Source organism: Streptomyces sp. NPDC026500 (assembly GCF_055567635.1).
The window spans coordinates 42,654-66,182 of sequence record NZ_JBVHQB010000008.1 but is presented as its reverse complement, the minus strand read 5'-3'; the positions used below and the strand labels follow the sequence as shown (position 1 = coordinate 66,182).

Annotated in this window: 21 protein-coding genes; 12 read left to right on the top strand and 9 right to left on the bottom strand. The window is 70.1% G+C overall.

What is annotated here, in order from left to right:
• Positions 1-8 precede the first annotated feature (8 nt).
• The 4 genes from ACZ4N5_RS16410 to ACZ4N5_RS16395 all read left to right on the top strand — a co-directional run bounded on the left by ACZ4N5_RS16410 (position 9) and on the right by ACZ4N5_RS16395 (position 5,315).
• Positions 9-1,682, top strand: a complete 1,674-nt coding sequence (locus ACZ4N5_RS16410; protein WP_467757762.1) for a glycoside hydrolase family 13 protein — start codon at positions 9-11, stop codon at positions 1,680-1,682.
• A 106-nt stretch (positions 1,683-1,788) separates the two neighbouring features.
• Positions 1,789-3,114, top strand: a complete 1,326-nt coding sequence (locus ACZ4N5_RS16405) for an ABC transporter substrate-binding protein (protein ID WP_467757761.1) — start codon at positions 1,789-1,791, stop codon at positions 3,112-3,114.
• 6 nt (positions 3,115-3,120) lie between these two features.
• Positions 3,121-4,479 (top strand): ABC transporter permease subunit, encoded by a 1,359-nt coding sequence (locus ACZ4N5_RS16400; RefSeq protein ID WP_467757760.1) that lies wholly within the window; start codon positions 3,121-3,123, stop codon positions 4,477-4,479.
• A complete protein-coding gene (locus ACZ4N5_RS16395) occupies positions 4,476-5,315 on the top strand; it encodes a carbohydrate ABC transporter permease (protein ID WP_467757759.1) in 840 nt (279 codons plus the stop codon). Before ACZ4N5_RS16400 ends, ACZ4N5_RS16395 begins: the two co-directional genes overlap by 4 nt.
• Before the next feature lie 117 nt (positions 5,316-5,432).
• On the opposite strand, the gene pgl is transcribed toward ACZ4N5_RS16395, so the two are convergent.
• From pgl to tkt, 5 genes are read right to left on the bottom strand one after another with little or no spacing between them, the layout of a single operon-like run.
• Complete coding sequence (gene pgl, locus ACZ4N5_RS16390) at positions 5,433-6,215, bottom strand: 6-phosphogluconolactonase (protein WP_467757758.1); 783 nt, start codon at positions 6,213-6,215, stop codon at positions 5,433-5,435.
• Positions 6,212-7,279 (bottom strand): glucose-6-phosphate dehydrogenase assembly protein OpcA, encoded by a 1,068-nt coding sequence (opcA, locus tag ACZ4N5_RS16385; RefSeq protein WP_467757757.1) that lies wholly within the window; start codon positions 7,277-7,279, stop codon positions 6,212-6,214. Before opcA ends, pgl begins: the two co-directional genes overlap by 4 nt.
• Positions 7,276-8,802 (bottom strand): glucose-6-phosphate dehydrogenase, encoded by a 1,527-nt coding sequence (gene zwf / locus ACZ4N5_RS16380; protein WP_467757978.1) that lies wholly within the window; start codon positions 8,800-8,802, stop codon positions 7,276-7,278. Before zwf ends, opcA begins: the two co-directional genes overlap by 4 nt.
• 1 nt (position 8,803) lies before the next feature.
• Positions 8,804-9,922, bottom strand: coding sequence for a transaldolase (gene tal, locus ACZ4N5_RS16375; RefSeq protein ID WP_467757756.1), 1,119 nt, complete (start codon positions 9,920-9,922; stop codon positions 8,804-8,806).
• Between the two features lie 34 nt (positions 9,923-9,956).
• Positions 9,957-12,044, bottom strand: coding sequence for a transketolase (tkt, locus tag ACZ4N5_RS16370; RefSeq protein ID WP_467757755.1), 2,088 nt, complete (start codon positions 12,042-12,044; stop codon positions 9,957-9,959).
• 354 nt (positions 12,045-12,398) lie between these two features.
• Here tkt and ACZ4N5_RS16365 point away from each other — a divergent pair, with 354 nt between their 5' ends.
• The 4 genes from ACZ4N5_RS16365 (at position 12,399) to ACZ4N5_RS16350 (ending at position 15,909) form a co-directional block, all read left to right on the top strand.
• Positions 12,399-13,352: a heme o synthase gene (locus ACZ4N5_RS16365; RefSeq protein ID WP_467757977.1), complete on the top strand. Its 954-nt coding sequence runs from the start codon at positions 12,399-12,401 to the stop codon at positions 13,350-13,352.
• 120 nt (positions 13,353-13,472) lie between these two features.
• Entirely contained in the window at positions 13,473-13,829 is a 357-nt protein-coding gene (locus ACZ4N5_RS16360; protein ID WP_467757754.1) for a hypothetical protein, read from the top strand.
• Between the two features lie 127 nt (positions 13,830-13,956).
• Positions 13,957-15,063, top strand: coding sequence for an amidohydrolase family protein (locus ACZ4N5_RS16355; RefSeq protein WP_467757753.1), 1,107 nt, complete (start codon positions 13,957-13,959; stop codon positions 15,061-15,063).
• Positions 15,064-15,135: 72 nt separating this feature from the next.
• The gene (locus tag ACZ4N5_RS16350) at positions 15,136-15,909 is read left to right on the top strand and encodes a nucleotidyltransferase domain-containing protein (protein WP_467757752.1); all 774 of its coding nucleotides are present in this window, start codon (positions 15,136-15,138) and stop codon (positions 15,907-15,909) included.
• Between the two features lie 75 nt (positions 15,910-15,984).
• On the opposite strand, the gene ACZ4N5_RS16345 is transcribed toward ACZ4N5_RS16350, so the two are convergent.
• Genes ACZ4N5_RS16345 through ACZ4N5_RS16330 form a run of 4 tightly spaced genes read right to left on the bottom strand, consistent with a single transcriptional unit; the run spans position 15,985 to position 19,635 of the window.
• Positions 15,985-16,992 (bottom strand): COX15/CtaA family protein, encoded by a 1,008-nt coding sequence (locus tag ACZ4N5_RS16345; protein WP_467757751.1) that lies wholly within the window; start codon positions 16,990-16,992, stop codon positions 15,985-15,987.
• 59 nt (positions 16,993-17,051) lie between these two features.
• The gene (locus tag ACZ4N5_RS16340) at positions 17,052-17,867 is read right to left on the bottom strand and encodes an ABC transporter permease (RefSeq protein WP_467757750.1); all 816 of its coding nucleotides are present in this window, start codon (positions 17,865-17,867) and stop codon (positions 17,052-17,054) included.
• A complete protein-coding gene (locus tag ACZ4N5_RS16335; RefSeq protein ID WP_467757749.1) occupies positions 17,864-18,787 on the bottom strand; it encodes an ABC transporter ATP-binding protein in 924 nt (307 codons plus the stop codon). The genes ACZ4N5_RS16340 and ACZ4N5_RS16335 overlap by 4 nt, the downstream gene beginning before the upstream one ends.
• Before the next feature lie 11 nt (positions 18,788-18,798).
• A complete protein-coding gene (locus tag ACZ4N5_RS16330; RefSeq protein ID WP_467757748.1) occupies positions 18,799-19,635 on the bottom strand; it encodes an AAC(3) family N-acetyltransferase in 837 nt (278 codons plus the stop codon).
• Positions 19,636-19,796: 161 nt separating this feature from the next.
• Between ACZ4N5_RS16330 and ACZ4N5_RS16325 the strand changes: the two genes are divergently transcribed.
• From ACZ4N5_RS16325 to ACZ4N5_RS16310, 4 genes are all read left to right on the top strand, one after another.
• Positions 19,797-20,540 (top strand): helix-turn-helix transcriptional regulator, encoded by a 744-nt coding sequence (locus tag ACZ4N5_RS16325; RefSeq protein ID WP_467757747.1) that lies wholly within the window; start codon positions 19,797-19,799, stop codon positions 20,538-20,540.
• Positions 20,537-21,958, top strand: coding sequence for a Fe-S cluster assembly protein SufB (sufB, locus tag ACZ4N5_RS16320; protein ID WP_467757746.1), 1,422 nt, complete (start codon positions 20,537-20,539; stop codon positions 21,956-21,958). The genes ACZ4N5_RS16325 and sufB overlap by 4 nt, the downstream gene beginning before the upstream one ends.
• Positions 21,959-22,020: 62 nt before the next feature.
• Positions 22,021-23,202, top strand: coding sequence for a Fe-S cluster assembly protein SufD (sufD, locus tag ACZ4N5_RS16315; RefSeq protein ID WP_467757745.1), 1,182 nt, complete (start codon positions 22,021-22,023; stop codon positions 23,200-23,202).
• Positions 23,202-23,525, top strand: coding sequence for a bifunctional 3-phenylpropionate/cinnamic acid dioxygenase ferredoxin subunit (locus ACZ4N5_RS16310; protein ID WP_261703358.1), 324 nt, complete (start codon positions 23,202-23,204; stop codon positions 23,523-23,525). Before sufD ends, ACZ4N5_RS16310 begins: the two co-directional genes overlap by 1 nt.
• Positions 23,526-23,529: the final 4 nt, after the last annotated feature.

The following is a 23,529-nucleotide window of genomic DNA, read 5'->3' as shown; positions in this document are numbered from 1 at the left end:
TAACATGCATGCATAACCGAAGGCACGCACAGACAGGTCAACGGGTGACGCTCAACACGCACCGCTGGTGGCGCGACGCAGTGATCTACCAGGTGTACGTCCGGAGCTTTCTGGACAGCACCGGGGACGGCATCGGCGATCTCGCCGGCGTCCGGGCCGGACTGCCGTATCTCAAGAAGCTCGGGGTCGACGGCATCTGGCTGAGCCCCTTCTACCCCTCGCCGCAGCACGACCACGGCTACGACGTCGCCGACTACTGCGATGTGGACCCGCTCTTCGGCGACCTCGCCGAGTTCGACCTGCTGATGACGGACGCCCGGCGCCTCGGCGTCCGAGTGCTCCTGGACATCGTCCCCAACCACTGCTCCAGCGAGCACCCGTGGTTCCGTGAGGCGCTGGACTCGGCGCCCGGCGGCACCGCCCGCGCCCGTTTCCACTTCGCCGACGGCCGGGGACCGGACGGCGCCGAACCGCCCAACAACTGGCACGCCATGTTCGGCGGCCCCGCCTGGACCAGGGTCACCGAGCGGGACGGCACCCCCGGACAGTGGTACCTGCACATGTTCACGCCGGAGCAGCCCGACCTGAACTGGCGCAACCCCGAGGTCGGCAGCCACTTCGACCACGTACTGCGCTTCTGGCTCGACCGGGGCGTCGACGGCTTCCGCATCGACGTGGCCGCCGGGCTCTACAAACACCCCGGCCTGCCGGACTCGCCCGACCCCGAGGCCGACGCCCGCACCCGCGACTCGGTCAACCCGCTCGCCTGGAACCAGCCGGAGGTGCACGACGTCTGGCGCCACTGGCGGTCGGTGTGCGAGGAGTACACCGCCGAGGACGGCCGGGAACGGCTGCTCGTCGGCGAGGTCTCCGTGCCGACCGCCCGCGAACACGCCCGGTACGTACGCCACGACGAACTGCACCAGGCCTTCTTCTTCGACCTGCTGAGCGCGCCCTGGAGCGCCGACGCCTTCCGCAAGGTCATCTCCGAGGCCATGCAGGACATCGCCGGCACCGGCTCGACGGTCACCTGGGTGCTCAACAACCACGACCAGGTCCGCACGGTCACCCGCTACGGCGAACTGGGCACCGAGGGCAGCGGTCTGGGTGCCGCCCGCGCCCGTGCCGCCGCGCTGCTGATGCTGGCGCTGCCCGGAGCCGCGTACATCTACCAGGGCGAGGAGCTCGGCCTGCCCGAGGTCGTCGACCTTCCCGACGACGTGCTCACCGATCCGATATACCGCCGCACCGGAAGCCGCGCACGCATCCGCGACGGCTGCCGGGTGCCGCTGCCGTGGTCGGGGCACGCGTCGCCGTTCGGCTTCACCTCGGGTGCGGAGAGCGCCAAGCCGTGGCTGCCGCAGCCCGCCTACTTCGCCGAGTACGCGACCGACCGCGCCCTCGCCGACACCCGCTCCTTCTGGCACCTGTACCGCGACGGACTCCAACTGCGCTCCGGACTACCCCAGTTGGGGGAGGGCGAGCTGCGCTGGCTGGACGCCCAGCCCGGCGTCCTCGGCTTCGTCCGGGGCGACGGACTGGTGTGCGCCGTCAACTTCGGCTCGGCACCCACGCCCGCGCCGGTCTCCGGAACCCCGCTGCTCTCCAGCGGCCCCTGCGCGCCCGGTGTCCTGCCCGGCTCGACGGCCGCCTGGTGGATCAGCGACTCCACCAACCCCTGAGCCCTCCGACCGCGTTCGAGTCCACGACCTTCCCCCCGAGCCCCACTCTCAGCTCACCACTCCTTGACGATCCGTCAACTCCCATTTCCCCGAAGGGACATCAACGATGATGCGACGACGTACGACCCTGCTCGCGAGCTGCACCGCCCTCGCCCTGGCGCTCGGCGCGACCGCCTGCGGAGGCGGCCCCGTCTCAGCGGGCGGCGGCGACAAGTCGCTCGACGGCCAGACGATCACCGTGGCCGGTGTCTGGTCCGGCAGCGAGCAGAAGAACTTCCAGAAGGTGCTGGACGCCTTCACCGAGAAGACCGGCGCCAAGACGCAGTTCGTCTCCACCGGCGACAACGTCTCCACCGTCATCGGCAGCAAGATCGAGGGCGGCAAGGCCCCCGACGTGGTGATGGTCCCGCAGGTCGGCGTGCTCCAGCAGTTCGCGAAGCAGGGCTGGCTCGAACCGCTCTCCAAGACCGCCGGAGCGGCGGTCGACGCCAACTACGCGAGCGTGTGGAAGAACTACGGCAGCGTCGACGGCACGCTGTACGGCCTCTACTTCAAGGCCGCGCACAAGTCCACCGTCTGGTACAGCCCCGACGCCCTCGACCAGGCGGGCGTCGAGCCGCCGACGACCTACGACGCGATGCTGAAGGCCGGGCACACGGTCGCCGACTCGGGTCTCGCCGCCTTCTCCGTCGCCGGACAGGACGGCTGGACGCTCACCGACTGGTTCGAGAACATCTACCTCTCCCAGGCCGGGCCCGAGAAGTACGACGCCCTGGCCACCCACAGGATCAAGTGGACCGACCCGACCGTGGTCGAGGCCCTCACCACCCTCGGCAAGCTCTTCAAGGACAAGCAGCTGATCGCCGGGGGCCAGAATGGGGCCCTGAACACCGACTTCCCGGGCTCCGTCGAGAAGGTCTTCGGGCCCAAGCCCCAGGCCGGCATGGTCTTCGAGGGCGACTTCGTCGCCGGGGTCGCCAAGGACCAGTTCGGCCGGAAGATCGGCGAGGACGCGAACTTCTTCCCCTTCCCGGCGGTCGGCGGCGGCAAGGCCCCCGTGGTCAGCGGCGGCGACGCGGCCGTCGTCCTCAAGGACGGCAAGAACCAGAAGGCCGCCATGCGCTTCCTGGAGTACCTGACGACCCCCGAGGCGTCCGCGGTCTGGGCCAAGGAGGGCGGCTTCCTGTCCCCGAACAAGAAGCTCGACCTCTCCTCGTACGGTGACGACGTCACCCGTGAGACCGCCAAGTCCCTTGTCACGGCCGGGAATTCCGTCCGCTTCGACATGTCCGACCAGGCCCCGGCCGCGTTCGGCGGCACCAAGGGCGCCGGTGAATGGAAGATCCTCCAGGACTTCCTGCGTGACCCGTCCGACCCGAAGGGGACCGCGGCCGAGCTGGAGAGCGCGGCGGCCAAGGCGTACAAGGGCTGATCGCGCATGACCGCCACGCTCCTGAAAGAGGCGAGCCCGCCGCCGGTCACGCCGGCCGACCGCCGGCGGCGGGCCCGGCGCCGCGGCCGGGTCGTCGCCCTCGCCTTCGTCCTCCCCGCCCTGCTCCTGCTCGGCGCGCTCGTCGTCTACCCCGTGCTGTTCTCCGTGGGCCGCAGCTTCTTCGACGCCTCCGGCACACGGTTCGTGGGCGGTGACAACTACACCGAGATGTTCCGCGACCCCGCCACGATCAAGGCCGTCCGCAACACGGCGATCTGGGTCGTCGTCGCACCGACCCTGCTCACGGGCCTCGGCCTCGTCCTCGCCGTCCTCGTCGAGAAAGTGCGCTGGGCGACGGCGTTCAAGCTGCTGCTGTTCATGCCGATGGCGGTCTCCTTCCTCGCCGCGGGCATCATCTTCCGGCTCGCCTACGACGAGGACCCCGACAAGGGCGTGCTGAACGCCGCCGCAGTCTCCGTGCACGACGCCTTCACGGGAACCTCGACGTACCCGACCGCCCGCGCCCGCGAGGGCCAGGGCCTCACCAAGGGAGCCGACGGCTCGTACGGCACGACCGCTTCGACCTCGCCGGGCCACACCGTCGCCCTCGGCCTGGTCGGCGTACTCCCCGAGGACCTGCCGCAGGGCGCGCGGCCCGCTTACGCCGCCGCCCGGCGCCCGGCGGCGTCCGGCGAGCTGCGCGGTGCCGTCTACCTGGACTTCACCCGTGGCGGGGGAGGGGTGCAGGGCAAGGCCGACCGGAAGGAGAGCGGACTGCCCGAGATGACGGTCGAGGCGGTACGGGACGGTCACGCGGTCGCGAGCACCACCACCGCGGCCGACGGCTCCTTCCGCTTCGAGGACCTCGGCCCGGGCCCGTACACCGTGCGGCTGCCCGCGTCGAACTTCGCCCCGCCGTACGAGGGCGTGTCCTGGCTGGGACCCGCGCTCGTCACGCCGGCCGTCATCGGCGCCTACCTGTGGATCTGGACCGGCTTCGCCATGGTGCTCATCGGCGCGGGGCTGGCTGCGCTGCCGCGTGACGCGCTGGAGGCGGCCCGGATGGACGGGGCGAACGAGTGGCAGATCTTCCGCCGGATCACGGTCCCGCTGCTCGCCCCGGTGTTGACCGTCGTCTTCGTGACCCTCGTCATCAACGTGATGAAGGTCTTCGACCTCGTCTACATCATCGCGCCGGGCCCGGTGCAGGAGGACGCCACCGTACTCGCCACCCAGATGTGGCTGGTGTCCTTCGGCGGCGGCAACAACCAGGGCCTCGGCAGCGCGCTCGGTGTCCTGCTCCTGCTCCTGGTGATACCCGCCATGGTCTTCAACGTCCGCCGTTTCCGAGGGAGTCAACGATGAACGCGCTCAGGCGAGGACTCGGCAGCAGCCTGGTGCAGGCGTTTCTCGTCGTCGTGGGCCTGGTGTGGCTCACCCCGCTCGCGGGTCTGTTCCTGTCCTCGCTGCGGTCGGCCAAGGACACCGCGCAGGGCGGCTGGTGGACCGCGCTGAAGAGCCCTGGGCAGCTGTCCTTCGACAACTACTCCGCCCTGCTGGGCAACGCGGGGATGACACAGGCGTTCTGGAACACCGTCCTGATCTCCGTTCCGGCGACCGTCCTCGTCGTCGTCATCGCGGCGCTCGCCGGATACGCCTTCGCCTGGCTGGACTTCCCGGGGCGCGATGCCGTCTTCCTGCTGGTGGTCGCGCTGTTGGTGGTGCCGGTGCAGATCGGCCTGCTGCCGGTGGCCAAACTCTTCGGGCAGCTGGGGCTGTTCGGCACGATCCCCGGCGTCGTCCTGTTCCACGTCTCGTACGGTCTGCCGTTCGCGATCTTCCTGCTGCGCAACTACTTCGCGGAGATGCCGAAGGAGATGCTGGAGGCCGCGCGCATGGACGGAGGGAGCGAGTGGCGCATCTTCACGCGGCTGGTACTCCCGGTGGGGCGGCCGGCCATCGCCAGCCTCGCCATCTTCCAATTTCTCTGGGTCTGGAACGACATGCTGGTCGCCCTGCTCTTCGCCGACAGCTCCGCACAGCCGCTCACGGTCGAACTCCAGTCACAGGTGCGGCAGTTCGGAAGCAACATCGACGTGCTGGCCCCGGGGGCGTTCCTGTCCCTGGTGGTCCCGGTGGCGGTCTTCTTCGCCTTCCAGCGGCACTTCGTCCAGGGGGTGATGGCGGGGTCGGTGAAGTGACGGCGGGTCCCGCCGCTTCGCCTTGTCCGTTTCTGGACTTCCGCTCCCGGGCCCCGCACGGCGAACGCCGGGGAAGCTGAGGATCAGCTTCCCCGGCGTTCGACGGAGCGGGTCCGCTCAGGCGGAAGCCGGCGGATAGAGCGAGCGCGGCAGTTGGGAGGCCGCCGCCGCGTCCAGGAGCCACAGGGTGCGTGAGCGGCCGTACGCGCCCGCCGCCGGTGCCTGGATCTCACCCGCGCCGGACAGCGCGATGGCGGCCGCCTGCGCCTTGTCCTCGCCGGCCGCGAGCAGCCACACCTCGCGGGCGGAGCGGATCGCGGGAAGGGTCAGCGAGATCCGGGTCGGCGGCGGCTTGGGCGCTCCGTGCACGCCGACCACCGTCCGCTCCGTCTCCCGCACCGCGGGCAGCTCCGGGAAGAGCGAGGCCACGTGGGTGTCCGGGCCGACGCCCAGCATCAGGACGTCGAAGGCCGGGACCGAGCCGTGGTTCTCCGGCCCGGCGGCCTTCGCGAGCTCCGCCGCGTACGCCGCCGCCGCCGCCTCCACGTCGGCGCCGTGCGGACCGTCGGACGCGGGCATCGGGTGCACCCGCGCCGGGTCCAGCGGCACCGCGTCGAGCAGGGCCGCGCGGGCCTGCGTGTCATTGCGGTCGGGGTCGCCCTCGGGGAGGTACCGCTCGTCGCCCCACCACAGGTCGAGGTGCGCCCAGTCGACGGCGTCCCGGGCGGGCGCCGACGCGAGCGCCGCGAGGAGCCCGTTGCCGTTGCGCCCGCCGGTGAGCACGACCGAGGCGTAGCCGCGCGAGGCCTGCGCGTCCACGACCTTCGTGATCAGCCGCGCCGCCGCGGCCTGGGCCATCAGTTCCTTGTCGCGGTGGACGACGAGCTGCGGAGTGTTCACTCGGCGGCCGCCCGGTCCGCAGCGGCCTTCTTGGCGAGCGCCTTCTCGGCCACCCCGGCGGGGGACTCCTTGGCGGCCGGGGCCGCCTTCGTGGCGGTCGCGGTACCGCCCGAGGACCCGGCCTCGGCGGTGTCCGCCGCCGTGTTCAGCCGGCTCACCCCGTAGCGCAGCGCCGAGGCGTAGGTGTCGTCCGGGTCGAGGCGGCGCAGCTCCTCCGCCATCAGCTCGGCCGTGTCGCGCCGCTTGAGCGCCACCGCACGGTCGGGCTGCCCCTGGATGGACAGCGTGGCGAGCGTGCCGTCGGCGCGGTCCAGGACGATCGGGCCGCAGCTCGTCTCCAGCCGCACCGCGGTCAGGCCGGGGCCCGAGGACAGCGACCGCTTGACGGGGACCTCCAGCCGGTCCGCGAGCCACATCGCGAGCAGCTCGCAGCTCGGGTTGAACTCCTCGCCCTCCACCTCGACCGCGTCCACGTCACAGGTGACCTGGTCCAGGGCCGCGGCCAGCATCGAACGCCAGGGCGTGATGCGGGTCCACGACAGGTCCGTGTCGCCCGGGGTGTACGCGTCGGCGCGGGCGTTGAGCTCCCGTACCGGAGCCTCGGCGGCGTAGGTGTCGGTCACCCGGCGCTGGGCGAGCGAGCCGAGCGGGTCCTTCGCCGGGTCGAGCGGCGCGTTCACCGGCCACCAGACGACGACGGGCGCGTCCGGCAGCAGCAGCGGCAGGACCACCGACTGGGCGTGGTTGATCACCTCGCCGTACAGGCGCAGCACCACCGTCTCGCCGGTGCCCGCCTCCGCTCCGAGCCGCACCTCGGCGTCGAGGCGCGACTTCGTGCGGTCGCGGGGCGAGCGGGAGACGCGCTTGATGACCACGAGGGTGCGCGAGGGGTGCTCGCGCGAGGCCTCGTTGGCGGCCTTCAGGGCGTCGTAGGCGTTCTCCTCGTCGGTGACGATGACGAGGGTGAGCACCATGCCGACGGCGGGGGTGCCGATGGCGCGGCGGCCCTGTACGAGCGCCTTGTTGACCTTGCTGGCCGTGGTGTCCGTGAGATCGGTCTTCATGGGCGACGCCAGCTCCGTCCGTCTCGCTCGAGCATTTCGTCCGCCTCGACGGGACCCCAGGTGCCCGAGGGGTACTGCGCGGGCTTGCCGTGCTTGTCCCAGTACTGCTCGATCGGGTCGAGGATCTTCCAGGACAGCTCGACCTCCTCGGTGCGCGGGAAGAGGTTCGAGTCACCGAGCAGCACGTCGAGGATCAGACGCTCGTACGCCTCCGGGCTCGACTCCGTGAAGGACTCGCCGTACGCGAAGTCCATCGAGACGTCCCGGATCTCCATGGAGGTGCCGGGAACCTTGGAGCCGAAGCGGACCGTGACGCCCTCGTCGGGCTGGACGCGGAAGACGATCGCGTTCTGGCCCAGCTCCTCCGTCGCCGTGTGGTCGAAGGGGGAGTGCGGGGCGCGCTGGAAGACGACCGCGATCTCGGTGACACGGCGGCCCAGACGCTTGCCCGTGCGCAGGTAGAACGGGACTCCCGCCCAGCGGCGGTTGTCCACCTCCACCTTGATCGCGGCGAACGTGTCGGTCTTCGACTTGGGGTCGATGCCGTCTTCCTGGAGGTAGCCGACGACCTTCTCGCCGCCCTGCCACCCCGTCGCGTACTGGCCGCGGACCGTGCTCTTGCCCAGGTCCTTGGGCAGCCTGGTCGCGCCGAGCACCTTGGTCTTCTCCGCGGCGAGCGCGTCCGCGTCGAAGGAGGAGGGTTCCTCCATGGCGGTCAGCGCCATCAGCTGGAGCAGGTGGTTCTGGATGACGTCACGGGCGGCGCCGATGCCGTCGTAGTAGCCGGCCCGGCCGCCGATGCCGATGTCCTCGGCCATGGTGATCTGTACGTGGTCGACGAAGGACCGGTTCCAGATCGGCTCGAACATCGTGTTGGCGAAGCGGAGCGCCAGAATGTTCTGGACGGTCTCCTTGCCCAGGTAGTGGTCGATGCGGAAGACCTGGTCCGGGGCGAAGACCTCGTGCACGATCGAGTTGAGTTCCTCGGCCGACTTGAGGTCGTGGCCGAAGGGCTTCTCGATGACCGCGCGGCGCCAGGAGCCGTTCGACTGGTCCGCCAGCCGGTGCTTCTTCAGCTGCTGGATGACCACCGGGAAGGCGGACGGCGGCACGGACAGGTAGAAGGCGAAGTTGCCGCCCGTGCCCTGCGCCTTGTCCAGCTCGTCGATGGTGGAGCGCAGCCGCTCGAAGGAGTCGTCGTCGTCGAAGGTGCCCTGGACGAAGCGCATGCCCTGGACGAGCTGCTGCCAGACCTCCTCGCGGAAGGGCGTACGAGCATGCTCCTTGACCGCGTCGTGGACCTCCTGGGCGAAGTCCTCGTGGGCCCACTCGCGACGGGCGAACCCGACGAGGGAGAAGCCCGGCGGCAGCAGTCCCCGGTTGGCGAGGTCATACACCGCGGGCATCAGCTTTTTACGTGACAAATCGCCCGTGACGCCGAAGATGACCAGGCCCGACGGCCCCGCGATACGCGGGAGCCGTCGGTCTGCGGGGTCACGCAGCGGGTTGCTGCTCGACAAGATTTCAGCCCTCCGAAGGGGCGAGGCGCTGGAGTTCCGCCTCGGTCGACTTGAGCAGGTCGTTCCAGGCGGACTCGAACTTCTCGACGCCCTCGTCCTCCAGCAGCTGGACCACGTCGTCGTACGCGATCCCGAGCTTCTCGACGGCGTCGAGTTCGGCGCGGGACTGCTCGTACGTACCGGCGATGGTGTTGCCGGTGATCTGACCGTGGTCCTCGGTGGCCTCCAAAGTGGCCTCCGGCATGGTGTTCACGGTGTTCGGCGCGACCAGCTCGTCGACGTACAGGGTGTCCTTGTACGCCGGGTCCTTGACGCCGGTCGAGGCCCACAGCGGTCGCTGCTTGTTGGCCTGCGCACGGTCGAGGACCGCCCAGCGGTCGGTGGAGAAGACCTCCTCGTACGCCTCGTAGGCGAGCCGGGCGTTGGCGACGCCCGCCTTGCCGCGGGCGGCCTTGGCCTCGGGGGTGCCCAGGGCGTCGAGCCGCTTGTCGATCTCGGTGTCCACGCGGGACACGAAGAAGGACGCCACGGAGTGGATCTTCGAGAGGTCCAGGCCGCGCTCCTTGGCCTTCTCCAGGCCGGCGAGGAACGCCTCCATGACCTCGCGGTAGCGCTCCAGCGAGAAGATCAGCGTGACGTTGACGCTGATACCGAGACCGATGACCTCGGTGATCGCCGGCAGACCCGCCTTGGTGGCCGGGATCTTGATGAGGGTGTTCGGGCGGTCCACCAGCCAGGCCAGCTGCTTGGCCTCGGCGATGGTCGCGGGGGTGTTGTGCGCCAGACGCGGGTCGACCTCGATCGAGACCCGGCCGTCCTGGCCGCCGGTCGCGTCGAAGACGGGGCGCAGGATGTCGGCGGCGTCGCGGACGTCCGCCGTCGTGATCATGCGGATGGCTTCCTCGACGGTGACCTTGCGGGCGGCGAGTTCGGAAACCTGCTGCTCGTAACCGTCTCCGCTGCTGATCGCCTTCTGGAAGATCGACGGATTGGTGGTGACGCCCACGACGTGCTGCTGGTCGATCAGTTCGGCAAGGTTGCCGGACGTGATCCGCTTGCGCGACAGGTCGTCCAGCCAGATCGCGACGCCTTCCTCGGAGAGGCGCTTGAGTGCGTCTGTCATGGAAATTGCATCTCCTACGTGTCGTATGTCAGCGTCAGCGCTGGGCTGCGGCGATCGATTCCCGGGCGACTTCGGCGACGTTCTCGGCAGTGAAACCGAATTCGCGGAAGAGCACCTTGCCGTCGGCCGAAGCACCGAAGTGCTCCAGCGAAACAATGCGTCCGGCGTCCCCGACGAATCGGTGCCAGGTGAGACCGATTCCGGCCTCGACCGAGACACGCGCCTTCACCGAGGGCGGCAGGACGCTGTCCCGGTACCCCTGGTCCTGCTCGTCGAACCACTCCACGCACGGCATGGACACGACCCGGGTGGGGATGCCCGCGGCCTGGAGCTGCTCGCGCGCCTCGACAGCCACGTGCACCTCGGAGCCGGTGCCGATCAGGATGACCTCGGGCGCGCCGCCCTCGGCCTCGAACAGCACGTAACCGCCCTTGGCCGCGTTCTCGTCGGCCTCGTACGTCGGCACGCCCTGGCGGGTCAGCGCGAGACCGTGCGGGGCGCCCTTGCCGTACACCTTGGTGTAGCGCTTAAGGATCTCGCGCCAGGCGATCGCCGTCTCGTTGGCGTCCGCGGGACGGACGACGTTGAGGCCGGGGATGGCGCGCAGCGAGGCGAGGTGCTCGACCGGCTGGTGCGTCGGGCCGTCCTCGCCGAGGCCGATCGAGTCGTGCGTCCAGACGTACGTCACCGGCAGGTGCATCAGGGCCGACAGGCGGACCGAGTTGCGCATGTAGTCGGAGAACACCAGGAAGGTGCCGCCGTAGATGCGCGTGTTGCCGTGCAGCGCGATGCCGTTCATCTCCGCGGCCATCGAGTGCTCGCGGATGCCGAAGTGGATCGTGCGGCCGTACGGGTCGGCCTCCGGCAGCGGGTTGTCCGCCGGGAGGAACGAGCTGCTCTTGTCGATGGTGGTGTTGTTCGAGCCGGCCAGGTCGGCGGAGCCGCCCCACAGCTCGGGGATGACCGCGCCGAGGGCCTGCAGCACCTTGCCGGACGCGGCACGCGTGGCGACACCCGTGCCCGCCTCGAAGACGGGGAGCTTCTCCTCCCAGCCGGTCGGCAGCTCGGTCGCGGCGATGCGGTCGTACTCCGCGGCGCGCTCCGGGTTGGCGGTGCGCCAGGCGGCGTAGCCCTTCTCCCACTCGGCCTTGGCCTGGGCGCCCCGGTCCAGGGCCTGGCGGGTGTGGGCGAGCACCTCGGCGGCGACGTCGAAGGACTTCTCCGGGTCGAAGCCGAGGATGCGCTTGGTGGCCGCGACCTCGTCGTCGCCGAGCGCCGAGCCGTGCGCGGCCTCGGTGTTCTGCGCGTTCGGGGCGGGCCACGCGATGATCGAGCGCATCGCGATGAACGACGGCTTGTCCGTCACCTTCTTCGCGGCCTCGATGGCGTTGTAGATGGCGTGCGGGTCGAGGTCGCCGTCCGGCTTCGGGGCGACGCGCTGCACATGCCAGCCGTACGCCTCGTAGCGCTTGACGGTGTCCTCGGAGACCGCGGTCTCGGTGTCGCCCTCGATCGAGATGTGGTTGTCGTCCCACAGCAGGACGAGGTTGCCGAGCTTCTGGTGTCCCGCCATGGAGGAGGCCTCCGCGGAGATGCCCTCCTGGAGACAGCCGTCACCGGCGATCGCGTAGATGAAGTGGTCGAACGGGGACTCGCCCTGCGGCGCGTCCGGGTCGAACAGACCGCGCTCGTAGCGGGCGGCCATCGCCATGCCCACAGCGTTGGCGACACCCTGGCCGAGCGGGCCGGTCGTGGTCTCCACGCCCGGCGTGTGACCGTACTCGGGGTGCCCGGGGGTCCTGCTGCCCCAGGTCCGGAAGGACTCCAGGTCCTCCAGCTCCAGGCCGAACCCGGCCAGGTAGAGCTGGGTGTAGAGGGTCAGGGACGAATGGCCGGCGGACAGCACGAAGCGGTCGCGTCCAACCCAGTCGGTGTCCGCCGGGTCGTGCCGCATCACCTTCTGGAAGAGGGTGTAGGCGGCGGGCGCCAGGCTCATGGCCGTACCGGGATGGCCGTTGCCGACCTTCTGTACGGCATCGGCGGCCAGGACGCGGGCGGTGTCGACGGCCCGCTGGTCCAGCTCGGTCCACTCGAGGTCTGTGGTGGTCGGCTTGGTGCTCACCCTGGGTCAGGGCTCCTCTCCACATGTCACACATGTCGATATGCCGGTGCACTGGGCGCCCCGGCCGTTGTCGAGCCTACCCCCGTGAGTACGTGCGTTTTTTCGAGTCATTCCAGACTGCCGGGACTCATCGGGATCCGCCTCCCGACTGGGCTGTTCCGTGTTCGACACGTGAATACGGAGCCGCTCGTCCGAGTGCTCAATCGAGTGTCGATCAGCTCTTCCGGCGGCACTGCTCAACACGAGCCCACCCCCGCGAATGCCGGGGTCTGGGCAACGTCTACAGTGGCGTGGTACGCGTGAGCCTTTACGGGGAATTCACTCCCGAGGCTTGCTGGGATGTCTCTGTCAGGGGTGTGCGTGACGGCCGTCGAATCCCGTCCAGCCGGTGTGCTCGGGACGAGCAGCAGCCGGGGCCAGCGGCCGTTCGGGGCCCGTCTGAAGGCGTTCGTGGCGCTGACCAAGCCGCGGATCATCGAACTGCTGCTGATCACCACCGTTCCGGTGATGTTCCTGGCCCAGCAGGGCGTGCCCGACCTGAAGCTGGTCCTCCTCACCTGCCTCGGCGGCTACCTGTCCGCGGGCGGCGCCAACGCGCTGAACATGTACATCGACCGCGACATCGACGCGCTCATGGAGCGCACCTCGCAGCGTCCGCTCGTCACCGGCATGGTCAGCCCCCGCGAGTGCCTCGCGTTCGGCATCACCCTGGCCGTCGTGTCGACGCTGCTGTTCGGTCTGGCCGTCAACTGGCTGTCCGCCTGGCTGTCGCTCGGAGCGCTCCTCTTCTACGTCGTCGTCTACACGATGATCCTCAAACGCCGTACGTCGCAGAACATCGTGTGGGGCGGCATCGCCGGCTGCCTGCCCGTGCTCATCGGCTGGTCGTCCGTCACGAACTCCATGTCGTGGGCCCCCGTCATCCTCTTCCTCGTCATGTTCTTCTGGACGCCGCCGCACTACTGGCCGCTGTCCATGAAGGTGCGGGACGACTACGCGCGTGTGGGCGTGCCGATGCTGCCCGTCGTCGCGAGCAACAAGGTGGTCGCCCGCCAGATCGTCATCTACAGCTGGGTGATGGTCGCGGTCTCGCTGCTGCTCACCCCCCTCGGGTACACGGGCTGGTTCTACACCGTGGTCGCGCTCGGCGCGGGCGGGTTCTGGCTGTGGGAGGCACACGGCCTGCAGAACCGGGCCAAGGCCGAGGTGACCGGCGGCAAGCTCAAGGAGATGCGGCTGTTCCACTGGTCGATCACCTACGTGTCGATCCTCTTCGTGGCCGTCGCGGTGGACCCCTTCCTCCGCTAGACCGCCCGCCCCTGCCCGGACGAAACCGAGGGCTTCGGAGCCGACAGCCCTCGGGTGCGTGGCCAAGGCCACGCACCCCTCCCGTCGCCGTTCGATCTACCCGTCGGTAGCATCCTGGCCATGGCAGACACCCAGCAGATCGACGAGACCCCCGGCACCGTCCAGGACCCCAAGGCCGAACGTGCCGCCGCCAAGCTCGCCCAGCGGATCACGGCCTTCTCCAAGGCACACGGCGGGGCCGAGGCGCAGGTCGCCTACATCGGACAGCGCGGCGCCCGCATCGTGCTCGTCGGCGAGGACGGCGGCTGGGGCGACCTCGTGGCGACGAGCTACGAGATCGCCGAGGACGCCGTGAAGAAGGCCGGGATCACGGTCCACGAGGCATTCGACGGAGAGTTCGCGGCCAAGGTGAAGACCGGACCGTACGAGTGGAAGCGCATGGCTGGCATCCAGCTCGGTGGCCGCGCCAACGACTGACGGGGCACCCGTCGCACGGACGGCCGACAATCATCGGCGGTTCGCACGGGGTGTGTGCGACCAACACCTGACACCCGGCTCAGCCGTTAGGACCTGAAAAGCAACGGTCCATTCGCGGGGAGTCCGGATGATCGAAACGCCGTCCCTCGTGGACCAGTACTGCCACGGCGTACTGCGGACGGAGCTGGGCCTCGGCACGTTCGAGGCCCACCTCGCCAGGACCGAGGGGCCACCGGCCGCGGGCACCACGTTCTTCGACACCCAGACCGGGTTCGCCGTACGACGCTGGTGTCCACCCCTGCTCGGGCTCGAACCGCACTGCACGCCCGCCAGCTATCTGGCCCGGCGCCGCGAACTCGGCGTACTGGAATCGGGCCGCAGACTGCTGCGCGGCAGCGGCATCACCACGTATCTCGTCGACACCGGGCTGCCCGGCGACCTGACCGGGCCCGGCGAGATGGCCTCCGCGGGAGCCGCCAGGGCGCACGAGATCGTCCGTCTGGAACTGCTCGCCGAACAGGTCGCCGACACCTCGGGAACCGTCGAGTCCTTTCTCGCCAATCTCGCCGAGTCCGTCCACGGAGCCGCCGCGAACGCCGTTGCCTTCACCTCGGTGGCGGGCGTGCGGCACGGCCTGGCACTGGCGCCCGAACCACCGGGACCCGGGGAGGTACGGGGCGCGGCGGGCCGCTGGCTCGCCGGCCGCCGGGTGGGCGGCACGCTCACCGACCCCGTCCTGCTCCGCCATCTGCTGTGGATCGCGGTCGCGTCGGGGCTGCCCCTGCAACTGCACGCCGGAATCGGCGAGCCCGGACAGCGCATCGACCGCACCGACCCCGTCCTGCTCACCGACTTCGCCCGCGCCACGGCCGGCCTCGGCACCGACCTGGTCCTGCTGCACGGCTACCCGTACCACCGGCACGCGGCCCACCTCGCAGGGGTCTTCCCGCATGTGTACGCCGACCTGGGTGCCGCCCTCGTCCGCACCGGCGCACGGGCGGCGGCCGTCCTCGCCGAGATCCTGGAACTCGCCCCCTTCGGCAAACTCCTCTTCTCCAGCGGAGCACACGGCCTGCCCGAACTCCATGTGATCGGAGCGCGCCTCTTCCGCGAGGCACTCGCACGGGTGCTCGGCAACTGGGTCGCCGAGGGAGCCTGGTCGCCGGCCGACGCCCAGCGGGTGGCTGCCCTGATCGCGGCGGGGAACGCCCGGCGGGTGTACGCGGTGGAGTGAACCCGGCGGGTGCGGTCGCCGGATACGGTCATCTGCCTTCACCGGAGGGCCGGGCGGCTCCAGACTGTCCCGATGACCGACGAAGCCACCGCCCGGCTGCTCGACCGCTTCCTCGCCGATCTGCGCGCCCTCGACCCGGTCGCCGTGTGGGCGCACGGTTCACTGGCCGGCGGCGACTACCAGGAGGGGCGCAGCGACCTCGATCTGATCGCGGTGCTGGAGGACCCCGTCCGGTTCGGCACCGTACGCGCGCTGATCCGGCTGCACCGGCGGCTGCGTGCCGAGGAGCCGTCGGCCGCGCGGCTGCACTGCAGCTATCTCACGCCCGGGACGGCGGCCGGCGCCGAGCGGTCGTACCTCACCTGGGCCCACAACGGTCCGATGCGACGGCCGGTCACCCCGGTCACCCGCCGTGAGCTGCACGCCTTCGGACGTGTCCTGCACGGCGTACCCCCGGCAGACCTGCTGCCACCCGTCCCGGAAGCGGAGCTGCGCGCCTTCGTCGTCCGGGACCAGAAGGAGTTCTGGCGCCCCGCGGTGAACAACGCCAGGCTGTGGACCCGGGACGCGTGGGTCGACCTGGGCACGGTGACCTTCGCGCGGGCGACGGTGACACTGCGGGACGGGCGGCTGATCTCCAAGGGGGAGGCCCTCGGCCTGCTCCCCGGGCTCGGGGCTCCGGTGGAGGTCGTCGACGACATCAGGGGCCGGCGTTACGGGGATGCCGCGTCGCCCACCCGCGAGTGGGCGCGGCGTCGTGCCGGGTTGACGAGAGACTTCCTCGGCCCCGCGATCGACGGCCTGGTGACCGCGTACGACGCGTACGAGGGGTCCACGCGCGCGTGAGGAAGGTCTGCGACGGCTTCACGCGCGCGGGTGCCGGTGTACGGAGCTGCGCGCGTGAGGGTGCCCGCGGAGGGGCTACGCGCTGGTGAGGGCCGATCGGGTCGCGGGACCCGGCAGATCCGCCACGATCTCCGGACGTTCGCGCAGGGCCAGCAGGACGCGCAGCACCCCGATCCACACCAGGCAGGAGCCGAGCATGTGCAGGGCGACCAGGGCCTCGGGCAGGTTGGTGAAGTACTGGACGTAGCCGATGACGCCCTGGGACAGGAGGATCAGGAACAGGTCGCGGGTGCGCCGCAGGGGACCCTGGGGGGCGTCGACCGCCTTGAGGACGAACCACAGGGCGAAGGTCAGGGTGACGACGATCCAGGCCAGCACGGCGTGCAGCTTGGCGACGTTCTCCCAGCTGACGGGGATCCGGTCGACCTTGCTCGAGTCACCCGCGTGCGGGCCGGCACCGGTGACGACCGTGCCGGCCGCGATCAGCAGCACGGCGGCGACGACCAGGAACCACACGAGCTGCTGGACCGACTTGCCGACGAGCGGACGCGCCGCCGCGTCGCCCTCGCGGGTGCGCTGCCACATGAACGCGGCGACGGTGATGAGCGCGGTGGAGAGCAGGAAGTGGGCGGCGACCGTGTAGGGGTTGAGGCCGACCAGGACGACGATGCCACCGAGGATCGCGTTGCTCATGACGATCCAGAACTGGGCCCAGCCGAGCCGGGTGAGGCTCCGCCGCCACGGCTTCCGCGAGCGGGCGGCGATGATCGCCCATCCGACGGCGGCGCACAGCACGTACGTCAGCATGCGGTTGCCGAACTCGATGGCACCGTGCAGGCCCATCGCGCTCGTCGCCGTGAGCGAGTCGTCGGTGCACTTGGGCCAGGTCGGGCAGCCGAGGCCGGAGCCGGTGAGCCGCACGGCACCGCCGGTGACCACGATGACGACCGCCATGACGAGCGCGGCGAGGGCCGCGCGCTGAACCGTCCGGGATGTCGGGGTCCAGCGTTCGGCGATGAAGGCGAGCGGGTTGCGCACCGCGCTGAGGGCGTCGGCTCGGGTCAGGTTCGGCACGCGCACCATCGTAGGGGGCCGCTTGTGCACGCTTTCACGAGGGTCCGCCTCGGGACGGGTGCTCCCGGTCACTCCCAGCGGAAGAACCGGCCGGCCGCGCCGAGCCCCACGACCGCCCAGACCGCCAGGATCCCCAGGTCGGCCCAGGGCATCCCGGCGCCGTGCTGGAGCACGTCGCGCAGCCCGTCGGAGAGCGCCGAGATGGGCAGCAGACCGAGCACGTCCTGGGCGCCCGCGGGGAACTTGTCCATCGGCACGATCACCCCGCCGCCCACCAGGAACAACAGGAAGACGAGGTTGGCGGCGGCCAGCGTGGCCTCGGCCTTGAGCGTGCCCGCCATGAGCAGGCCGAGCCCGGAGAAGGCCGCCGTGCCGAGGACCAGCAGGAGCAGGACGGCGAGCGGGTTGCCGTGCGGTGACCAGCCCAGCGCGAAGGCGATCACGGTGAGCAGGACCACCTGAAGGATCTCCGTGACCAGGACCGATGCCGTCTTCGCCGTCATCAGGCCCCAGCGGGGGAGCGGCGAGGCGGCCAGTCGCTTCAGGACGCCGTACCGGCGCTCGAAGCCCGTGGCGATGGCCTGGCCGGTGAACGCCGTCGACATCACGGCGAGCGCCAGGATGCCCGGCGCCAGGAAGTCGACCGCCTTGCCCGCACCGGTGTCGATGATGTCGACCGAGCTGAACAGGACGAGCAGCAGCGTCGGGATCACGACGGTCAGGAGGAGCTGCTCGCCGTTGCGGAGCAGCATCCTCGTCTCCAGCGCGGCCTGCGCGCCGATCATGCGCGGGAGCGGGGCGGCGCCCGGCTTCGGGGTGTACGTACCGGCGGTGGTCACGAACGCGGCTCCTCGCCGGTCTGTTCCAAGCTGTGCCTGGCTCATGAGCGCAGTTCCTTGCCGGTCAGTTCCAAGAAGACGTCTTCCAGGGTGTGGCGTTCGACCGAGATCTTCTCCGGCATCACGCCGTGCTGGGCGCACCAGGACGTCACGGTCGCCAGTAGTTGCGGGTCGACCTTGCCGCCGACCCGGTAGGCGCCCGGTGTCAGCTCGGCCGCCGTGCAGTCCGTGGGGAGGGCCTTCAGCAGGGAGGCCACGTCGAGCCCGGGGCGGCCGGTGAAGCGCAGGGTGTTCTCGGCGCCGCCGCGGCACAACTCCTCGGGGGAGCCCTGGGCGACGACCCGGCCCGCGTCGATGATCGCGACGTCGTCGGCGAGCTGTTCGGCCTCGTCCATGTAGTGCGTGGTGAGGATCACCGAGACGCCGTCGGACCGCAGGTCGCGGACCAGGTCCCAGGTGGCGCGGCGGGCCTGCGGGTCGAGGCCGGCGGTCGGCTCGTCGAGGAAGACCAGCTCGGGGCGGCCGACGACCGCCATGGCGAGCGCGAGGCGCTGCTGCTGGCCGCCCGACAGCCGCCGGTACGTCGTCCGGCCGCAGCCCTCCAGGCCGAGCCGCTCGATGAGCGCGTCGACGTCCAGGGGGTGGGCGTGCAGTTTCGCGACGTGCCGGAGCATCTCGTCCGCGCGGGCGCCCGAGTAGACGCCGCCGGACTGGAGCATCACGCCGATACGGGCGTGCAGCTCGCCGGACTGTCTCGCCGGGTCGAGGCCCAGGACGCGCACCGTGCCGGAGTCCGGCTTCCGGTATCCCTCGCAGGTCTCGACCGTGGTCGTCTTGCCCGCGCCGTTGGGTCCGAGTACGGCGGTGATGCCCGCCGTGGCCACCAGGTCGAGACCGTCCACCGCGGTCTTCGTGCCGTACCGCTTCACCAGGGCCTGGACCTGGACCACGGGCTCGCTTCGCATGAGGAGCAAGTCTAGGGACGTCCGCGCGGCCCGGAACCGCCGGGGGCCGCATCCACGTACAGGTCCCGTGGCCGGTGCAGCGGCAGCCACCGCTCCGCGTACGCCACCGCGTCGGCCACCGGGAAGAGCCGCGCCCCGGCAGCGCCCACGGTGCCCCGTACGACGGGACGGTCCCGTTCGAAGTCGGAGCCCAGTTCCTCGAACAGTTCGGAGGTGATCGACACCTCCCGCACCTTCTCCCAGCCCGTCGGGGACGGCCGTCCGACCTCCACGACGGGCGAGGGGATGCGGTATTCGGCCAGGTGGAAGCTGGTGCAGGTGCCGTAGCCCGCGCCGAGCAGCAGGACGCGGGCGCCGCCGGCCTCCAGGCGGGCCAGCGGGCTTCGCTCGCCGAGCCGGCAGTCGGGCGCGTGCCCGTCGACGACTGCCGCCGCGCCCGGGCCCAGCGCCGCGAACGACGTCTCCGGGTGCGCGCTGCGCAGGGCGCCGGGCCAGTTGCGGACGGTCTCGGGTATCACGCCGACCCCGCGGGAGGGCGTCACGCGGGGGTCGTAGGCGGGCATGGTCGCCCGAATGGTCGGCCACCACTCCTCGGGAACCGGCGGACGGCTCCACAGCGCCGGGTCGGAGAGGTCGCCGGACTGCGTCGGGACCACCAGGGTGCCGTCCGGACCGAGGGCGTCGAGCAGTCCTTTTACGACGGTCACGGGGCCGCCGTTGACCCAGCCGAGGGCGCTGAGCGAGGAGTGCACAAGAAGCGTTTCGCCCGGTCGTACGCCCAGGGCGCGCAGGTCCCCGGCGAGGGTGTCCCGAGTGACGAGTGGGCCGGTCGGAGGGGGTGTCGGCATGGTCCGGCAGTCTCCCCGAGAGACGGTCCCTTCGCCAGCGAATTGATCGATCAAAGATCGTTTGCCCAGGTCACGTTAGGTATACCTAAGTGATGCAGCGCACCGCCCGCCCCGGAGGGTGCGGCTTGTCAGGCCCTGAGGAATTACGCAACAATGGTGTTGTGAAAAACGTTGGCGAGGCTCGGGAGACCCCCGCGGGGGCCCCGCAGGAGGAACTCGCGACCGGTGAGCGCTCGACGCGCAACCGGGTCGTGCGGTCCGTCCTGGACCACGGCCCGTCGACCGTCGCCGACCTGGCGGGCCGACTGGGCCTGACCCACGCCGCCGTACGCCGTCATCTCGACGCGCTGGCCGCCGACGACATCGTGGAAGCACGTGAGCAGCGGGTCTACGGAGCGCGTACGCGCGGACGTCCCGCCAAGGTGTTCGCCCTGACCGACTGCGGCCGGGACGCCTTCGACCAGTCCTACGACAAGCTCGCCGAGGACGCCCTGCGCTGGATCGCCGAGCGCGAGGGCGGGGACGAGGCGATCCTCTCCTTCGCCCGCGCCCGGATCGCCGCGCAGGCCGGGGCGTATCGCGAGGCCATAGAAGCCGCGACCCCCGAGGAGCGCACGGAAGCGCTGGCCAAGGCTCTGAGTGCCGACGGGTACGCTGCCACGGCGCGCAGCGCACCGGTCGGCGAGCAGCTCTGCCAGCACCACTGCCCGGTCGCGCATGTCGCCGAGCGGTTCCCGCAGCTGTGCGAGGCGGAGACGGAGTTCTTCTCCCAGCTGCTCGGCACGCATGTCCAGCGGCTGGCCACCATCGCCCACGGCGACGGGGTGTGCACGACTTTCATCCCCAAGATTTCGCAAACCACTCATAACGCATCTGCAAGCACGGCCGGGAGGAACCCCGCATGACGCTCCCCACGGAGACTGCCCACCCCGAACTCGAGGGCCTGGGCAAGTACGAATACGGCTGGGCCGACTCCGACACGGCCGGCGCCTCTGCCAAGCGCGGCATCAACGAGGACGTCGTCCGCGACATCTCCTCGAAGAAGAGCGAGCCGGAGTGGATGACCAAGCTCCGTCTCAAGGGGCTGCGCCTCTTCGAGAAGAAGCCCATGCCCAACTGGGGTTCCGACCTGTCGGGCATCGACTTCGACAACATCAAGTACTTCGTGCGCTCCACGGAGAAGCAGGCGGAGTCCTGGGAGGACCTGCCCGAGGACATCAAGAACACGTACGACAAGCTCGGCATCCCCGAGGCGGAGAAGCAGCGCCTCGTCGCCGGTGTCGCGGCCCAGTACGAGTCCGAGGTCGTCTACCACCAGATCAACGAAGAGCTCGAGGCGCAGGGTGTCATCTTCATGGACACCGACACGGCGCTCAAGGAGCACCCGGAGCTCTTCAAGGAGTACTTCGGCACCGTCATCCCGGTGGGCGACAACAAGTTCGCGTCGCTGAACTCCGCGGTGTGGTCCGGCGGCTCCTTCATCTACGTGCCGAAGGGTGTGCACGTCGAGATTCCGCTCCAGGCCTACTTCCGTATCAACACGGAGAACATGGGCCAGTTCGAGCGGACCCTGATCATCGTCGACGAGGGTGCCTACGTGCACTACGTCGAGGGTTGCACGGCGCCGATCTACTCCTCGGACTCCCTGCACTCCGCGGTGGTCGAGATCATCGTGAAGAAGGGCGGCCGCTGCCGCTACACGACGATCCAGAACTGGTCGAACAACGTCTACAACCTGGTCACCAAGCGCGCCGTGGCGTACGAGGGCGCGACCATGGAGTGGATCGACGGCAACATCGGCTCCAAGGTCACCATGAAGTACCCGGCCGTCTACCTGATGGGCGAGCACGCCAAGGGCGAGACCCTGTCCATCGCCTTCGCGGGCGAGGGGCAGCACCAGGACGCCGGCTCCAAGATGGTCCACATGGCGCCGAACACCTCCTCGAACATCGTGTCGAAGTCCGTGGCGCGCGGTGGCGGCCGTACGTCCTACCGCGGTCTCGTCGAGATCGGCGAGGGCGCCCACGGCTCCAAGTCGAACGTGCTGTGCGACGCGCTGCTCGTCGACACCATCTCCCGCTCGGACACGTACCCGTACGTGGACGTCCGCGAGGACGACGTGTCCATGGGCCACGAGGCGACCGTCTCCAAGGTCTCCGACGACCAGCTCTTCTACCTGATGAGCCGCGGTCTGACGGAGTTCGAGGCGATGGCGATGATCGTGCGCGGCTTCGTCGAGCCGATCGCCAAGGAGCTGCCCATGGAGTACGCCCTTGAACTCAACCGGCTGATCGAGCTGCAGATGGAAGGCGCGGTCGGCTGACAACCGCCCTCCGCACCAGCAGCCAGCGAATTCTGACGTAGGAAGAGAGCAGACCGACAGCCATGGCTGAGGCTCAAAATATCCCCGTGGGCTCCACCACCGCGGGCCAGATCGCGGTGGCCGCCGAGTCGACCGTCGCCACGCGCATGAGCGCGCCCCCGTCCTTCGACGTGGCGGACTTCCCGGTCCCCCACGGCCGCGAGGAGGAATGGCGCTTCACCCCGCTGGAGCGCCTGCGCGGGCTGCACGACGGCACCGCCGTCGCCACCGGCGAAGGCGTACGGATCGACGTGGAGGCCCCCGAGGGCGTCACCGTCGAGACGGTCACCCGCGACGACGCGCGGATCGGAAAGGCCGGCACCCCGGTGGACCGCGTCGCCGCCCAGGCGTACTCGGCCTTCGAGAAGGCCGGTGTCGTCACCGTCCCCAAGGAGACGGTGCTCACCGAGCCCATCCGGATCGCCGTGCACGGGCAGGGCGGGGTCGCCTACGGCCACCAGGTCGTCGAACTGGGAGCCTTCGCCGAGGCCGTCGTCGTCATCGACCACAGCGGTGACGCGGTCCTCGCCGCCAACGTCGACTACGTCCTCGGCGACGGCGCCAAGCTGACCGTCGTCTCCGTCCAGGACTGGGACGACAAGGCGGTCCACGTCGGCCAGCACAACGCGCTGATCGGCCGCGACGCCACCTTCAAGTCGTTCGTGGTCACCTTCGGCGGCGACCTCGTACGCCTCCACCCGCGCGTCCAGTACGCGGGCACCGGTGGCGAGGCCGAGCTCTTCGGCCTGTACTTCACGGACGCGGGCCAGCACCAGGAGCACCGCCTCCTGGTCGACCACAACACCCCGCACTGCAAGTCGAACGTCGCCTACAAGGGCGCGCTCCAGGGCGAGGGAGCGCACGCGGTCTGGATCGGCGACGTCCTCATCGAGGCCAGGGCCGAGGGCACGGACACCTACGAGATGAACCGCAACCTGGTTCTGACCGACGGCGCCCGCGTCGACTCCGTGCCGAACCTGGAGATCGAGACCGGCGAGATCGTCGGCGCCGGCCACGCCTCCGCGACCGGCCGCTTCGACGACGAGCAGCTCTTCTACCTGATGGCCCGCGGCATCCCGGCCGGCGAGGCCCGCCGTCTGGTGGTCCGCGGCTTCTTCGCCGAGCTGGTCCAGCAGATCGGCGTCGACGACATCGAAGAGCGCCTTCTCGCGAAGATCGACGAGGAGCTGGAGGCGTCGCTCTGATGCCCGGCACCTTCGTGCGCGTCTGTGGGCTGAGCGAGCTGGAGGAGAACACCCCGAAAAGGGTGGAACTCGACGGCACGCCGGTCTCGGTCGTGAAGACCGAGGGGGAGGTGTTCGCGATCAACGACATCTGCTCGCACGCGAACGTCTCGCTCTCCGAGGGCGAGGTGGAGGACTGTCAGATCGAATGCTGGCTGCACGGCTCCGCGTTCGACCTCCGCACCGGCAAGCCGTCCGGCCTTCCCGCGACGCGCCCCGTCCCCGTATACCCCGTACAGATCGAAGGGGACGACGTGCTCGTCTCCCTCAACCAGGAGTCCTGAGGAA